This window comes from Micromonospora sp. WMMC250 (genome assembly GCF_027460215.1).
GTDB classification, from domain to species: Bacteria; Actinomycetota; Actinomycetes; order Mycobacteriales; family Micromonosporaceae; genus Micromonospora; species Micromonospora taraxaci.
This window is the reverse complement of sequence record NZ_JAPZBJ010000002.1, coordinates 5,408,922-5,423,457: the sequence shown is the minus strand read 5'-3', so window position 1 is coordinate 5,423,457 and position 14,536 is coordinate 5,408,922. Positions and strand designations below refer to the sequence as shown.

Annotated in this window: 11 protein-coding genes; 5 read left to right on the top strand and 6 right to left on the bottom strand. The window is 71.4% G+C overall.

Annotated features, from left to right (window positions below; translation table 11 throughout):
* The first annotated feature begins 337 nt into the window (after positions 1-337).
* Entirely contained in the window at positions 338-691 is a 354-nt protein-coding gene (locus tag O3438_RS24450) for a hypothetical protein (protein ID WP_269682083.1), read from the top strand.
* Here the strand turns inward: O3438_RS24450 and O3438_RS24445 are convergent.
* The 5 genes from O3438_RS24445 to O3438_RS24425 all read right to left on the bottom strand — a co-directional run bounded on the left by O3438_RS24445 (position 636) and on the right by O3438_RS24425 (position 9,139).
* Positions 636-2,045, bottom strand: a complete 1,410-nt coding sequence (locus tag O3438_RS24445; protein ID WP_269682082.1) for a class II fumarate hydratase — start codon at positions 2,043-2,045, stop codon at positions 636-638. The two genes, O3438_RS24450 and O3438_RS24445, sit on opposite strands and share 56 nt — an antisense overlap.
* A gap of 35 nt (positions 2,046-2,080) precedes the next feature.
* The gene (locus O3438_RS24440; protein WP_269682081.1) at positions 2,081-5,059 is read right to left on the bottom strand and encodes an AfsR/SARP family transcriptional regulator; all 2,979 of its coding nucleotides are present in this window, start codon (positions 5,057-5,059) and stop codon (positions 2,081-2,083) included.
* Between the two features lie 257 nt (positions 5,060-5,316).
* On the bottom strand, positions 5,317-6,984 hold the full coding sequence (locus O3438_RS24435) for a fumarate hydratase (protein WP_269682080.1): 1,668 nt from the start codon (positions 6,982-6,984) through the stop codon (positions 5,317-5,319).
* 124 nt (positions 6,985-7,108) lie between these two features.
* The gene (locus tag O3438_RS24430; protein WP_442929649.1) at positions 7,109-8,557 is read right to left on the bottom strand and encodes an outer membrane protein assembly factor BamB family protein; all 1,449 of its coding nucleotides are present in this window, start codon (positions 8,555-8,557) and stop codon (positions 7,109-7,111) included.
* A gap of 78 nt (positions 8,558-8,635) precedes the next feature.
* Positions 8,636-9,139 (bottom strand): Lrp/AsnC family transcriptional regulator, encoded by a 504-nt coding sequence (locus O3438_RS24425; protein ID WP_210817712.1) that lies wholly within the window; start codon positions 9,137-9,139, stop codon positions 8,636-8,638.
* 139 nt (positions 9,140-9,278) lie between these two features.
* Here O3438_RS24425 and hppD point away from each other — a divergent pair, with 139 nt between their 5' ends.
* From hppD to hisC, 4 genes are all read left to right on the top strand, one after another.
* Positions 9,279-10,484 carry a 4-hydroxyphenylpyruvate dioxygenase gene (gene hppD, locus O3438_RS24420; RefSeq protein WP_269682079.1) on the top strand — a complete coding sequence of 402 codons (1,206 nt, stop codon included), beginning with the start codon at positions 9,279-9,281 and terminating at the stop codon, positions 10,482-10,484.
* Between the two features lie 11 nt (positions 10,485-10,495).
* Positions 10,496-11,203: an RDD family protein gene (locus O3438_RS24415; protein ID WP_269682078.1), complete on the top strand. Its 708-nt coding sequence runs from the start codon at positions 10,496-10,498 to the stop codon at positions 11,201-11,203.
* A 126-nt stretch (positions 11,204-11,329) separates the two neighbouring features.
* Positions 11,330-12,370, top strand: coding sequence for an RDD family protein (locus tag O3438_RS24410; RefSeq protein ID WP_269682077.1), 1,041 nt, complete (start codon positions 11,330-11,332; stop codon positions 12,368-12,370).
* Complete coding sequence (hisC, locus tag O3438_RS24405) at positions 12,367-13,470, top strand: histidinol-phosphate transaminase (protein WP_269682076.1); 1,104 nt, start codon at positions 12,367-12,369, stop codon at positions 13,468-13,470. The genes O3438_RS24410 and hisC overlap by 4 nt, the downstream gene beginning before the upstream one ends.
* 71 nt (positions 13,471-13,541) lie before the next feature.
* Here hisC and O3438_RS24400 read toward each other — a convergent pair whose 3' ends face one another.
* Complete coding sequence (locus O3438_RS24400; RefSeq protein WP_269682075.1) at positions 13,542-14,534, bottom strand: hypothetical protein; 993 nt, start codon at positions 14,532-14,534, stop codon at positions 13,542-13,544.
* Between the last annotated feature and the right edge of the window lie 2 nt (positions 14,535-14,536).

The window sequence follows — 14,536 nt, the reverse complement described above, 5'->3', positions numbered from 1 at the left end:
GCCGACGATCGATTCCAGCCGGTCGCCAACGGTGTCACCACCGAACACAAGGCAGCTGTGACGACGCGACCAAACCCTTCCGACCGTAGTCGTCCGATCACCACACTGTGAAGCGCGGCACCGCTCCCCGTCCCCCGGGTCCAGCGGCATCGCACGGGACCGCCCGCTCCCCCGTGCCGGGCGGTCCCACCCCACCAACCACGTTGCGTTCTTCGAGATCTTGGACAGTTTCCGTCAACTGCTGACGGAAACTGTCCAAGATCTCGGCAGTGTGGGCGATGGGGCGGACGGCGGGGGTGATGCCACAAACGAGTCAGCTCGAAAGGACGGCAACACCATGTCCCGGACCTCCCCGGACGATCGCCCGGGCGCGCAACGTCGACCGCACCTGCCACTGCGCCCGCTCTGGCTCTGCCGGGTCTGCGCCGCGCCGTGGCCGTGCCCGGTGGCCCGGCTCACCCTCTGCCAGGAGTACGCCCACGATCGGATCGCGTTGAGCGTCTACCTGTGCACTGTCCTCCACGACGCGGCGGCCGACCTGTACCGCCTCAACCCGCACGACGGCCCGGACCCGGCAGCGCTCTTCACCCGTTTCCTCGGTTGGGCGGCACCACGCGGTGACCGCGCCGAGCAGGTCAGGGGTGGGTCATCCGGAGCAGGTCCAGCGTCTCGTCCAACTGGGTCTCGGTGAGCTTGCCCGAGTCGACGTGCCCCCGGGAGATGACCACCTCACGGATCGAGGTCTGCTTGGCGAGCGCCTCCTTGGCGATCGACGCCGCCTCGTCGTACCCCAGGTAGCGGTTGAGCGGGGTGACGATCGACGGCGAACCCTCGGCGTACGCCAGGCAGACCTCGGCGTCCGCGACCAGGCCGACCACCAGCCGGTCGGCGAAGAGCCGGCTCACCGCGGACAGCAACCGGATCGACTCCAGCAGGTTGCGGCCCATCACGGGGAGCATCACGTTCAGCTCGAAGTCGCCCTGCGAACCGGCGAAGCTCACCGTCGCGTCGTTGCCGATCACCTGGGCGCAGACCTGCCGCATCGCCTCCGCGACGACCGGGTTGACCTTGCCGGGCATGATCGACGAACCCGGCTGGAGGTCGGGGATGCGCAGCTCACGGAGGCCGGCGCGAGGACCGGAACCCATCCACCGGATGTCGTTGGCGATCTTGTAGAGGCCGACGGCCAGGGTCCGCAGCTGCCCCGAGGTCTCCACCAGGGCGTCGCGGGCGCCCTGCGCCTCGAAGTGGTTACGCGCCTCCGACAACGGCAACCCGGTCGACTCACGCAGTTTGCCGATCACCGCGGCGGCGAAGCCCAGCGGGGTGTTGATCCCGGTGCCCACGGCGGTGCCACCCAGGGGCAGCTCGGCCAGTCGGGGAAGCGAGCCCTCCAGCCGTTCGACGCCGTAGCGGACCTGGGCGGCGTACCCCCCGAACTCCTGGCCCAGCGTGACCGGTGTGGCGTCCATCAGGTGCGTGCGACCGGCCTTGACCACCGTCTCGAACTCCGCAGCCTTGGCCTCCAGGGCGGCGGCGAGGTGGTTCAGCGACGGCAGCAGGTCCTCCACGATGAACTGCGTGGCGGCCAGGTGGATCGAGGACGGGAAGACGTCGTTGCTGGACTGGGAGGCGTTGACGTGGTCGTTCGGGTGCACCGGCGAGCCCAGTTCACGGCTGGCCAGGGTGGCGATCACCTCGTTGGTGTTCATGTTCGACGACGTCCCCGAGCCGGTCTGGAACACGTCGACCGGGAACTGGTCGTCGTAGCCACCGTCCGCGACGTGCGCGGCGGCGGCGGTGATCGCGGCGGCCACATTCGCGTCGATCACGCCGAGCTCACCGTTGACCTCGGCCGCCGCGCCCTTGATCTGCGCGAGGGCCTTGATCTGGGCCGGCTCGATGCCCCGGCCGGAGATCGGGAAGTTCTGCACCGCGCGCTGGGTCTGCGCCCGCCACAGCGCCTCGGCCGGCACCTCCACCTCGCCCATGGAGTCACGTTCGATGCGGTAACCGGTCGCCTCTGGAGTCGTCACGCGTACCATCCTGCCGCGCCCGTCGCCGAACCGCAGATGATCCGTCAGCCCAACTCGGCCAGCAGCCGTTCGGCCTCGTGCTGGTCCGGCGACTCGATCTGCCGGAACAGGGCCAGGGCCCGGACCAGGTGGTCACGCGCGCCGGCCGGATCGGTCGACGCCAGGCAGCGGGCGATGCCCTCCAACGCCCGGGCCCTCTCGTAACGCGTACTCAGCCTGGTGGTGTCGGCCAGGACGCGGCGGTAGAGGTCCAGCGCGCTGGTTGTGTCCCCCTGGTCCAGGATCGCTCGGGCCAGCAGATTGCGCGAGCCGCATTGGGCAGCGCGGTCCCCCACCTCGGTCATCGCCACGAGCGCCGCCCGGTGCAGATCGGCAGCGCGTTCCGGGCGGCCAGCCTCCCGTTCCATCATCCCGATCTCGTTTAACACCTCGCCCTCACCGAACCGGGCGCCCACCTGTCGCTTGACGCGTAGCGCCACCGTCAGCAGCCGGCTGGCCGGTTCCACGTCGCCCATCCGGTGCCGGATCATCCCGAGGTGCCCGAGCGCGTTGCCGATCCGGCGCAGGTCGCCTACCTCGCGGGCGATCCCCAGGTGTCGCCGGGCGGTGCGCAGCGCCTCGTCGGGTCGGCCCCACAGCAGCAGGGTCATCGTCAGGTTGTTGAGTTCGTTCGCCAGCGCGGACTTGTCGCGCATCCGCGTCGCCAGCGCCCGGGCGGCGTCGTAACACTCCCGGGCCTGGCGGAACTGGAAGTTGACGGCGTACGAGGTGCCCAGGTTGCCCAAGGTGTTGCGGAACTCGCGGCGCAGACCGAGCCTGCGGAAGATTTCGAGCGCCCTCTCCATCAACCCGATCGACTCCGAAAAATCCCCCAGACGGTAGTAGGCCGAGGCGAGATAGTTGAGCATCGTCGCCACGGCGCTGTCGTCACCCAGCTTCTCGGCGGCGCGCAGACCAGCGGAGTGCGTCTCGATCAACTCGTCCAGGCGACCGCCCTCGAACTGGGCGTGCCAGCACGCCCTCGCCAACTGCCAGCAGTAGCGGAGAAACCCCTCGGTCTCCGCCAGCCGGACCAGGGCGGTCCACAGGGCAAGGTTCTCCTCAAGCCAGGCGTGCCCCTGCTCGGCAACGATCGTGACCAGGTCGGGGCGGATCGGCGCCGCCGCCACGATCAGCGAATGGGCCGAGGAGGGCTCCCTCGTGCGCGCGATCGTCGCGGCCACGTGCAGGTGGTGGTTGAGCAGACGTTCGATGCCGTCCCGCCGCTCGACCGCTCGCTCCGGCTCGGCCACCAGGGTCCGCGCGTACTCCCGGACCAGGTCGTGCAGCCGGTACCGGCCCAGCTCCGCCTCCTCGACCAGGTGCGCGTCGACCAACTCGTCCAGCAGGTCCTGCGCATCGGTCAGAGGCAGCTCGGCGAGGACGGCGGCGACCGAGTTGTCGAACCGTACCCCCGGATGCAGACCCAGCAGTCGGAACGCACGCTGCGCCGCCGGCGACACCTGGGCGTACGACAGGGCGAACGCGTGCCCGACGGACCGTTCGCCCGCTTCGAACTCGGCCAACGGATCAGGTCGGGTGCTCAGCCGCTCGGCCAGGTCGGCGATGCGCCAGCGGGGTCGGTGCGCCAGCCGGGCACCCGCCAGTCGAATGGCGAGTGGTAGGTGCCCGCAGCGGCGGACGACCTCGGCGGCCGCATCCGGCTCGGCGGCCACCCGGTCCACACCGACCACGTGCCCCAGCAGCTCGACGGCCTCGTCGGTGTCGAGCACGGGCAGCGACGACGGCCGTCCCTCGTCCACACCGACCAGTCGGCGACGGCTGGTGATCAGGATCAGACACTGCGAGCCGTTGGGTAGCAGCGGGATCACCTGGTCGGCGGTCGCCGCGTTGTCCAACAACAGCAACGCACGGCGGCCCGCCAGCTCGCTGCGCCAGAGCGCCAGCCTGTCGTCCTGGGTTGTCGGCACCCTCTCGGCGGGCACACCGATCTGCCGCAACAGCGTTGCCACCGCGGCGCTCGGTGTCAATGGGGTGCGCTCGCTGTGCCCGTGCAGGTCGATGTAGAGCTGGGCGTCCGGGTAGTCGGCGGCGAGGGCCGTGGCGACGTGTACCGCGAGGGTCGTCTTGCCACTGCCGGCCATTCCGTCGATCAGCTGGATCCGCGCTCCGGCCTCCACGTCCTTGATCAGGCGAGCCAGGGTTTGTTGCCGGCCGGTGAAGTCGCCGATCGCCCTGGGCAGTGAGCGGACCGACGGGACCGACCGAGTCTCTCGACCGGTCAGTGCCAGGTCACCGGCGAGCACCCGCTGGTGCAGCTCCTGCAACTCGGCGCCCGGTTCGATGCCCAGCTCGTCGGCGTAGAACCGCCGGCCCTCCCGGTAGACGGCGAGCGCGTCGGCCTGCCGCCCGACCGACGACAGTGCCAGCATGAGCTGGCCTCGCAGGCGCTCCCGCAACGGATGCCTGTCGACGCTCTCGGTCAGCTCCTCGATCAGCTCTGCGGCCTGACCGAGGCGCAGCTCGACGTCGACGCACTCCTCCAGTGCGGTGAGGCGCTGCTCGTCCAACGCCTGTGCGCGACGGCGGACGCTGCTGCTCGGAATGCCGCCGAGAGCCGGCCCTCGCCACAGCGACAAGGCGGCGCGGAACTCCGTACGCGCCTCGACCAGGCGACCGGCCGCGACGGAGGTGCGGGCCGCCTCCACGCCCCGGGCGAAGACCTCGACGTCCAGGTCGTCCGGCGCGGTACGCACGCCGTACCCCGCCGGGTCGGTGATGATGAGGTCCGATGCCAGCCCCAGCTCGACGAACCGGCGGCGCAACCGTGAGACGCAGGTCTGCAACTGGGCCCGGGCGGTGGCCGGGGGTTTGTCCTCCCAGACCGCGTCCACCAGATCCTCGACGGGCACCAGCCGACCGGAGCGCAGCAGCAGCATGGCGAGCACGATCCGGTCGCGACCCGCGGTGACGGTGGACTCGCCACCGCCGACCCGCAGGGGCCCCAGGATCCCGAACCGCATCTGCTCCCCCGCATCACCGCCGCAACTTCCAGCAGAGTAGTCCGGCGGTCACAGATCGCCGCAGCCAGGCGATAGTGATCTGAGAGCGGATCGACAGCGGTGCCCAGAAGACTCACTCCGGGTTGTCGGTGACGACATCCGACGGGGGCGGTGCGCCCGTCCCACCCCAGCGGGGCGGGCGTACCGATGTCGGTAGTGCACGGACGACAGAGGGGCGCCGGGCGAGTTCGCCCGGCGCCCCTTCGCGTACGTGTCGGTCAGTGGCGGCCGATGGTGAGCACCGGCTTGGTGACCTCGGCGAAGAAGTCGTTGCCCTTGTCGTCGACCACGATGAAGGCCGGGAAGTCCTCCACCTCGATCTTCCAGACCGCCTCCATGCCCAGCTCCGCGTATTCGAGGACCTCGACGTGCTTGATGCAGTCCTGGGCGAGGCGGGCGGCGGGGCCACCGATCGAGCCGAGGTAGAAACCGCCGTGCTGCTGGCAGGAGCGGGTCACCTGACCGGAGCGGTTGCCCTTGGCCAGCATCACCTGGGAGCCACCGGCGGCCTGGAACTTCTCCACGTAGGCGTCCATGCGGCCGGCGGTGGTGGGGCCGAAGGAGCCGGAAGCGTACCCCTCGGGGGTCTTCGCCGGGCCGGCGTAGTAGACCGCGTGGTCGCGCAGGTACTGCGGCATCGGCTCGCCGGCGTCCAACCGCTCTGCGATCTTGGCGTGGGCGATGTCCCGGGCCACCACGAGCGGGCCGGACAGGGACAGCCGGGTCTTCACCGGGTACTTGGACAGCTCGGCGCGGATCTCGTCCATCGGCCGGTTGAGGTCGACCCGGACGACCATCTCGGCGTCCAGCGAGTCGTCGGTGACGTCCGGCAGGAAACGCGCCGGGTCGGTTTCGAGGCGCTCCAGCCACACGCCCGACGGGGTGATCTTGGCGACCGCCTGCCGGTCCGCCGAACAGGAGACGGCGATCGCCACCGGGCAGGACGCGCCGTGCCGGGGCAACCGGACCACCCGCACGTCGTGGCAGAAGTACCGGCCGCCGAACTGCGCGCCGATGCCGAAGTTGCGGGTCAGCTCCAGCACCTCCGCCTCCAACTCCAGGTCCCGGAAGCCGTGGGCGCTCATCGAGCCCTGCGTGGGCAGCGCGTCGAGGTACTTGGCGCTGGCGTACTTCGCGGTCTTCAGGGCGTACTCGGCGGAGGTGCCGCCGATGACGATGGCCAGGTGGTACGGCGGGCAGGCGGCAGTGCCGATCAGCCGCAGCTTCTCCTCCAGGAACTGCATCATCCGCGTCGGGTTGAGCAGCGCCTTGGTCTCCTGGTAGAGGTACGACTTGTTGGCCGAGCCGCCGCCCTTGGCCATGAACAGGAACTTGTACGCGTCCGGGTGCCCGTCCGGGTCCTCCGCGTACAGCTCCACCTGGGCCGGCAGGTTGCTGCCGGTGTTCCGCTCTTCCCACATGGTGAGCGGGGCGAGCTGGGAGTAGCGCAGGTTGAGCTTGGTGTACGCCTGGTAGACGCCCCGGGAGATGGCTTCGGCGTCGGCCCCGTCGGTCAGCACGTGCCGGCCACGCTTGCCCATCACGATCGCGGTGCCGGTGTCCTGGCACATCGGCAACACCCCACCGGCGGCGATGTTGGCGTTGCGGAGCAGGTCCAACGCGACGAACCGATCGTTCGGCGAGGCCGCCGGGTCGTCGATGATCGCCCGGAGCTGGGCCAGGTGCGCAGGACGCAGGAAGTGCGCGATGTCGTGCATCGCCTCGGCGGTCAGCGCGGTGAGCGCGGCCGGCTCCACGGTCAGGAACCGGCGGCCTCCCGGGCCGTGTACGACGTCCACACCCTCGTCGGTGACCAGGCGATAGTCCGTCTGGTCCGGGCCGGTCGGCAGCAGAGGGGCGTACGAGAATGCGGCGGCACTGCTCATGAGCGGCAAGCCTAGGGCAGACCGGTCGATCACTCCCACCCGCCGGGCGCGTCCTGGGACGCCGCTCTCATCCGCCGCGTGTCGGGCGCCCAGCCGTCGCGCCGAGGAGCAGGTGAATCCCCGCTCAGCCGTCCTTGCCGCCCTCCGGCTCCGGGCACAGTTCACCCTTCGGCCCACAGTCGCCGTTGTTCGACCCGCCGGGCCCGGAGCCGGGTCCGGGACCACCCGGGCGGGGATTCCCACCGTCGCCGGGCGGTCGGGCGGGCGAGCCCCCGGTCGCACCGAACCGGACGTACCCGATCTCCCGGCCCTCCCCGACGATCATGCCCTGCGAGCCGACCGCGAGGGCGTTCGCCGAGGTGCGCAGGGCCGCCAACTCCCGGCCGCTGCGCGGGTCAACGGCGACCAGCCGGGACGGCTTCTCGTCGGCGACCACCGCCGCATACGGGGTGAGCGCGGCAGCGGCCTTGCCACTGGCGGGGCGCGTCCAGAGCACCTTGTCGGTGCCCAGCTCACTGGCGATCACCGAGCGCTTGTCGGCAGCCCGGAACACCGCCACACGGTCGTCCACGGCGATCAACTTGGTGCCCGACTCACCGACCCAGAGCAGCCGTCCGTCGTACCCGTCGATGACCGCTTCGCGGCCGTCCGGGCCCACACCGATCAGCACGTTCCGCGCGCCCTGCGGGTCCTCCCGCTGGACGCAGCCGGCGGAGTCGGCGGTACGCAGGTTGACCCCGGCCCGCTGCCAGGCCTCCTGGCCGGTCGCCGGGTCCCGGGCGGAGATGGCGAAGTAGCAGGCGCCGTCCTGCGAGCGGGCCGCGATCCGCAGCATCCGGCCGCCGACCACCGACAGCCGCTCGTCGCGGGCGGGCTCGACGTTCTGCAACACCCGACCGGTGGCGGTGTCGACCACGTGCACCCGTCCGTCCACCGGGAAGCCGAGCAGCGGCGGCGCGGCCTCCGCACCGGCCACCCCGTCGTCGATCCGGGTGGAGGTGAGCCGGCGGGTGCCGCGCAGACCGGGGTTGTCGGCGAGTAGGCCGCTGTGCACCCCGGGCAGGAAGGCCGTCCAGAGTGGCGCGGTGCCGCGCGGGTCCCAGGCGCTCAGGGTGCAGTCGGTCGCGTCGGTGCAGCGGGCGTCGAGAAGCAGGTTGCGGTACGTCCACACGGCCACCGCGTCGTCGTCGCGTCGCCGGGTCGCGCCGGTGGCCGGGTCGAGCAGCTCGTACCCCTTGACCAGCAGTTTGCCCACGGCGACGACCGCGTCCCGGTCACCGCCGGCCACCGCCGACCAGTCCGCCTTACGTTCCCAGAGCTGCGTGCCGGTGGCCAGGCTGCGCGCCTCGACCCGGGTGCGCTGCTCGACCACGACGGCGTCGCCAGCGATCGTCACGCTGCGCGGAGTGCCGCCGACCCGTTGCTGCCACACCACGTCGGGCTCGGAGATGGGTTCGCTGCGGTCCACCCACTCCCACAGGCCGGGGAAGGGGTTCCACACGCCGGTCGCGGCGAGGGCGACGACCACGGCGAGGCCGAGCAGCAGCCCACCGCGCACGCTCCCCTTCGCCACCCGCACACCGTAGCCACGATCGCGGATCTTCCGTACGCCCGCGCCGCCGTGTCGCCACGCTTTCTGGGCCCGCAGGTGTTAGAGCGCCCTTCCCTCGGCCCGAACGGCGCTGCGCACCAACGGCAGCGTGCGATAGGGGATCTGCTCGGCCAGCGCGATGATCGTCGACGCGCGGGTGATGCCGGCGGACGAGACGATCTGGTCGATGACCCGTTGCAGGTCGGTGTTGGAGCGGGCCACGATCCGGCAGAGCAGGTCACTGGAGCCGGTGATGGTGTGCGCCTCCAGCACCTCGGGGATCGCGGCGAGGTGGGCGGTGACGGGGTCGTGGCCGTGCCGCTGGCTGATTTCGAGGGTGACGAAGCTGGTCACGCCGAACCCGATCGCGGCCGGTGCGATCTCGGGGCCGAACCCCTCGATGACCCGTCGCTCCACCAGTTTGTCCAGCCGGGCCTGCACGGTGCCGCGGGCCACCCCGAGCCGCCGGGAACACTCCAACACCCCGATCCGCGGCTCCTCGGCGAGCAGTTCGATCAAGCGCACGTCGAGCGCGTCTAGCTGTACATTCTGCTCACCATTCATGGGTCGAGACCATACCGAATGCACAACCTGACCAGCGCTTCCGCCGACAGTTGCCCAGCCGGTGCCGGGCCAGCGATCCTCGCCACAAGAACCGACAACGGCGGCCCACGAGGCCGGCCGGTACGCGAGGGAGCCCACCATGACCCAGGCGATCGACCGACCCCAGTCGACCGAGGACGTCGACGTCGACCGGCTCGTCGGCGCTGTCGACCACGACATCAGCCACGACCCGTTCCCGGTCCGGGGCCTCGACCACGTGCACTTCCTGGTCGGCAACGCCAAGCAGGCCGCCCACTACTACTCCACCGCGTTCGGCATGACCTGCGTGGCGTACCGCGGCCCCGAGCAGGGCTACCGCGACCACGCCCAGTACGTGCTGACCAGCGGCTCGGCCCGCTTCGTGCTGACCGGCGCGGTGCGCCCGGACGCCGACGGCACCGAGCACGTGGCGAAGCACAGCGACGGGGTCAGCGACATCGCGCTGGAGGTCCCGGACGTGGACGCCGCGTACGCGCACGCCATCGCGCAGGGCGCCGCCAGCGTCGTCGAGCCGCACGAGGTGACCGACGAGCACGGCACGGTCCGGATGGCCGCCATCGCCGCGTACGGCGACACCCGGCACACCCTGGTCGACCGGTCCCGCTACACCGGCCCGTTCCTGCCCGGCTTCGTGGCCCGTGGCCCGATCGTGGACCGGCAGCCGATGATCGACGCCGGCATCCAGCCGAAGCGCTTCTTCCAGGCCGTCGACCACGTGGTCGGCAACGTGGAGCTGGGCCGGATGGACGAGTGGGTCGAGTTCTACAAGCGGGTGATGGGCTTCTCCAACATGGCGGAGTTCGTCGGCGACGACATCGCCACCGACTACTCGGCGCTGATGAGCAAGGTCGTGGCGAACGGCACCCGCAAGGTGAAGTTCCCGCTCAACGAGCCGGCGATCGCCCGCAAGAAGTCGCAGATCGACGAGTACCTGGAGTTCTACCAGGGCCCGGGTGCGCAGCACATCGCCGTCGCCACCAACGACATCCTGGCCAGCGTCGACGCGATGCGCGCCGCCGGTGTGGAGTTCCTGGACACCCCGGACTCGTACTACGACGACCCGGAGCTGCGCGAGCGCATCGGCAAGGTCCGTGTGCCGATCGAGGAGCTGAAGGCCCGCAAGATCCTGGTCGACCGGGACGAGGACGGCTACCTGCTCCAGATCTTCACCAAGCCGGTGCAGGACCGCCCCACCGTCTTCTTCGAGCTGATCGAGCGGCACGGCTCGCTGGGCTTCGGCAAGGGCAACTTCAAGGCGCTGTTCCAGGCGATCGAGCGTGAGCAGGAAGCCCGCGGCAACCTGTAACACTTGCGAGCGTGACGCAGCCTCCGTCGTACCCGACGCCGCCGGCCGGTGGGCCTCAGCCCGCCGCCGGCGGCTTCGTGCCGCCGCCCGGTCCACACCCCCAGGGGTACGCCGCGCCGCCGCAGTACGCCCCACCCGGGTACGCCCCGCCGCAGTGGTACGCCGGGCCGACCGGCCCGCCACCGCCTGCGCTGAGCCCGAGCGGTCAGCCGCTGGCCAGCTTCGGCGACCGGTTCCTGGCCTGGCTGATCGACACGGCGTTGGCGACTGCCGTCCTGTTGGTGCTGTTCATGCCGGTCTTCATCGTCCTCTGGTGGCGGATGTTCACCGAGCTGAACCAGACCAACCCGGACGGCACCCTCAGGGAGCCCGACCCGGGCACCTTCTTCGTCGAGTTCTTCCTGCCGCTCCTGCTGCTCCAGCTCGCGCTCTTCGTGCTGATGCTCGGGCTCTACTGGCTCTACCACGTGGAGTACCTCAAGCGCGGCGGTCAGACGCTCGGCAAGAAGACCATGAAGCTGCGTGTGGTGCCGCTCGACCCGTCCCGGACGCTGGACCGGGGGATGGCCGGCCGGCGGTGGCTGGTGCAGCACCTGGGCGCTTCACTGGTCCCGGGGTTGAGCTACGCGGACGGTTTGTGGCAGCTCTGGGACAAGCCGTGGCAGCAGTGCCTCCACGACAAGTTCGCCGGAACCGTCGTCGTTAAGGTGTCCACGTGAGCGAGCGCAGCGAGCGAACCAGCAGGCTCAGTAGCGTGGCGCCTCGCGCCGTCGCGCAGCGAAGCGGAGCGACGGCGTGAGCGAGCGCAGCGAGCGAACCAGCAGGCAGCGAAGCGGAGCTACGGCGTGAGCGTGCAACCCGGCTGGTACGTCGACCCCGCCGACACCGAGACCCGACGCTACTGGGACGGCGAGGGTTGGCTCGGCGCGCCCATTCCCGTCGACGCCACCCCGCCGGACGGTCCTCCGCCGGTCGAGCCGGTGGAGCCGGTCACCCCGGCCGCCGCCCCGACCTCTGGCCCGGCCGACCCCGGCTCCGAAGCCGTCGCGCCGGGCGGACCGCACCAGGGCCCACCCTCCGGGTACGGCCCACCCCCCGGATACGGCCCACAGCCGGGGCAGGGCCCCGGATACGGTCCACCACCGGGGCAGGGCCCGGGCTGGGGACCACAGCCCGGTCCGCCTGGATGGGGTCCGCAGGGCGGCCCGGCTGGTTGGGCACCTCCGGGCGGCCAACCCGGCTGGGTGCCGCCGCCTGGTCACCCCGGCTGGCCCGGACGACCGCCCGAGCCGAGGCCGCACGGCCACCGGCTGGCCGGCTACGGTCGCCGATTCACCGCCCGGCTGATCGACTTCGGTCTCATTCTCGCACTGAACGTGCTGGTCAACGGCTGGTTCGTCTGGCGCTGGGCGCAGGAGTGGGCACCGTACTGGCAGGAGCTCTTCCGGCGCGCCGCACGCGGCGACACGTCCGCCGAGGGCCTGCCGGTGCCCGGCGAGCAGGCCGGTTCGCTTCTCGTGGTGATCCTGCTGATCGCCACCGCGCTGTGGCTGGCGTACGAGGTGCCCTCCATGGCCTCCGGTGGACAGACCTTCGGCAAGCGGGTGATGCGGATCCGGGCGGTGCCGATGGCCGCCGACCAGCCGCTGGGCTTCGGCCGGGCACTGAGCCGGTGGAGCACGCTGGGCCTGCCGACGCTGCTCTGGTACTGCGCCGGCATCGGCCTGGTGCTGCAACTGGTCGATTCCCTCTCTCCGCTCTTCGACCACCCCCTGCGTCAGGCATTGCACGACAAGCGCGCGCAGACGGTGGTCGTCGAGGTTCCTTACCGCCCCGGTCCCGCCCCCTCGGACGACCGCAACCAGCCCTCGGGAGACACCCCATGACCGACTCCGGACGTCACCAGCCGGCCCTGCGGCTGACCCGCGCCGACCTGGAAGCGTTGCCCAACTACGTGCCTGGGCGCAGCCCCGCCGACCTGGCTCGCGAGCTGGGCCTTCCGGAGGCCGTCAAGCTGGCCAGCAACGAGGTCCCGTACGGGCCGCTGCCGGGTGTGGTGGAGGCGGTCACCGAGGCGATCACGACCTCGCACCGCTACCCGGACATGGGCGTGGTCGCGCTGCGGGAGGCGCTGGCCGAGCGGTACGGCGTGGACGCCGACCGCATCGCCACCGGTTGCGGCTCGGTGGCGCTCGCCGAGCACCTGGTCCGGGCGACCTGCCTGCCCGGGGACGAGGTGCTCTACTCGTGGCGGTCCTTCGAGGCGTACCCGATCATCGCGGCGACCAGCGGCGCGACAAGCGTGCGGGTGCCCAACGACGCCGGGCACGGGCACGACCTGGCGGCGATGGCCGCGGCCGTGACCGACCGCACCCGCATGATCCTGGTCTGCAACCCGAACAACCCCACGGGCACCGCGGTACGCCGGGCGGAGCTGGACGCGTTCCTCGACGCGGTGCCGGACGACGTGCTGGTGGTGATCGACGAGGCGTACCGGGAGTTCGTCACCGACGCGGAGGTGCCGGACGGCCTCGACTACGTGGACCGGCCGAACGTGGCGGTGCTGCGCACCCTGTCGAAGGCGTGGGGGCTGGCGGGGCTGCGGATCGGCTGGCTGGTTGCCCAGCCGGTGGTGGCCGCCGCGATCCGCAAGGTGACCACCCCGTTCTCCACCAGCACGGCCGCCCAGGCCGGGGCTCTCGCCGCGTTGGCCCAGGCTGCCGAGATGGAGCGCCGGTGCGCCCTGGTCATCGCCGAGCGGGACCGGGTCACCGAGGCGCTGCGCAAGTTCCTGCCCGACGTGCCGACCAGCCAGGCCAACTTCGTGTGGCTGCCGCTGACCGATCGTTCGGTGGCGTTCGGTAAGGCGTGCGAGGCGCGCGGCGTGATCGTGCGGCCCTTCGTCGGCGACGGCGTCCGGGTCACCATCGGCACCCCGGCGGAGAACGACGCTTTCCTGGCGGCTGCGGAGGCGGCACTCGGCTGAGCGGTCGGCCCGGCCCGCCACACTGGGCGGGCCGGGCGACCTGACACGTGGACCGTCGTGCTCGCGGCGGCTCAGCTAAGCCGCGCGGCCCGCAGTGGCGTCTGCCGGCGGCGGCGCACTACGAGCAGCAGACCGGCCAGGAGCAGCAGGCCGACGGCGAGCGAACCACCGACGATCATCGACAGGTCGTCGAGTCCGAAGGTGCTGGCCGGCTCACCCGGCTCCGGGAAGGTGATCGTGGCGCTCGCGGTCTCCTTGACCAATCCACTGGTCAGGGTGAGGTCCGCACGCCACGGCCCGTTGGGCAGTTTCGGGGGTAGGGCAACGGTGACCGACCCGGACTGCGCCGGTCCCAGGGTGGTCCCGTCGACCACCTCGAACGGGCCCGCCCGAACTCCCGCCGGCCCCTCGGCCAACGAGAGCGCGCCGGTCAGGTCCAACGCCCGGCCGCCGGTGTTGCGCACGGCGACGGCCAGGGTGGCCTGCCCCTCGACGGTCCGCCCGGCGGTGAAGTCGCCGATGGCGAAGCTGGACGGTGGTTCACCGCCGGCGCCGACGTCGAGGTAGACACGGATGCCCACCCGGTGCACCTGGGTGACGTTGCCGCCGTCCTTCGGGCCGGACGTGACCGCGGCCCAGATCACCGCGTACCGTTCGCCGGCCGACGCCTTCTTCGGGACCCGGATCGTCGCCGTCAGCTCGGACTCCTCGCCGGGCCCGAGGGCGACGGTGGAGCGGTCCAGCGACGTCCAGGAGACCAGCTCGTTGGCGTTGCGGCCCTCACCGAACCGGAACTGCCCGCCGTCGACGGTCGCGGAGGCCGGGTACAGCTCCAGGCGGTACCGACTGTCGGAGCGGTTGATCACCTTGAGCTGGCGGCTGATCGTGCTGCCGGGGGCGAGGTGGTCGATGATGTAGGTGTGGGCGCGCGGGTCAGCCTGCCGGTCGATCGGCGCTTCGAGCAGCTGGATGCCGAGCCTGTCCCGCTCCGGACCGGGCGCGGCTGCCCCGGCGGGTGCCGGGGCAGCCGGGGTGGCGGCGAGCAGCGCGGCCAGCGCCGTCACCG

Bases quoted from the DNA above. Each gene is read 5' to 3' on its own strand.
- O3438_RS24450 (WP_269682083.1), top strand. From the start codon at position 338: ATGTCCCGGACCTCCCCGGACGATCGCCCGGGCGCGCAACGTCGACCG.
- O3438_RS24445 (WP_269682082.1), bottom strand. From the start codon at position 2,045: ATGGTACGCGTGACGACTCCAGAGGCGACCGGTTACCGCATCGAACGT.
- O3438_RS24440 (WP_269682081.1), bottom strand. From the start codon at position 5,059: ATGCGGTTCGGGATCCTGGGGCCCCTGCGGGTCGGCGGTGGCGAGTCC.
- O3438_RS24435 (WP_269682080.1), bottom strand. From the start codon at position 6,984: ATGAGCAGTGCCGCCGCATTCTCGTACGCCCCTCTGCTGCCGACCGGC.
- O3438_RS24425 (WP_210817712.1), bottom strand. From the start codon at position 9,139: ATGAATGGTGAGCAGAATGTACAGCTAGACGCGCTCGACGTGCGCTTG.
- hppD (WP_269682079.1), top strand. From the start codon at position 9,279: ATGACCCAGGCGATCGACCGACCCCAGTCGACCGAGGACGTCGACGTC.
- hisC (WP_269682076.1), top strand. From the start codon at position 12,367: ATGACCGACTCCGGACGTCACCAGCCGGCCCTGCGGCTGACCCGCGCC.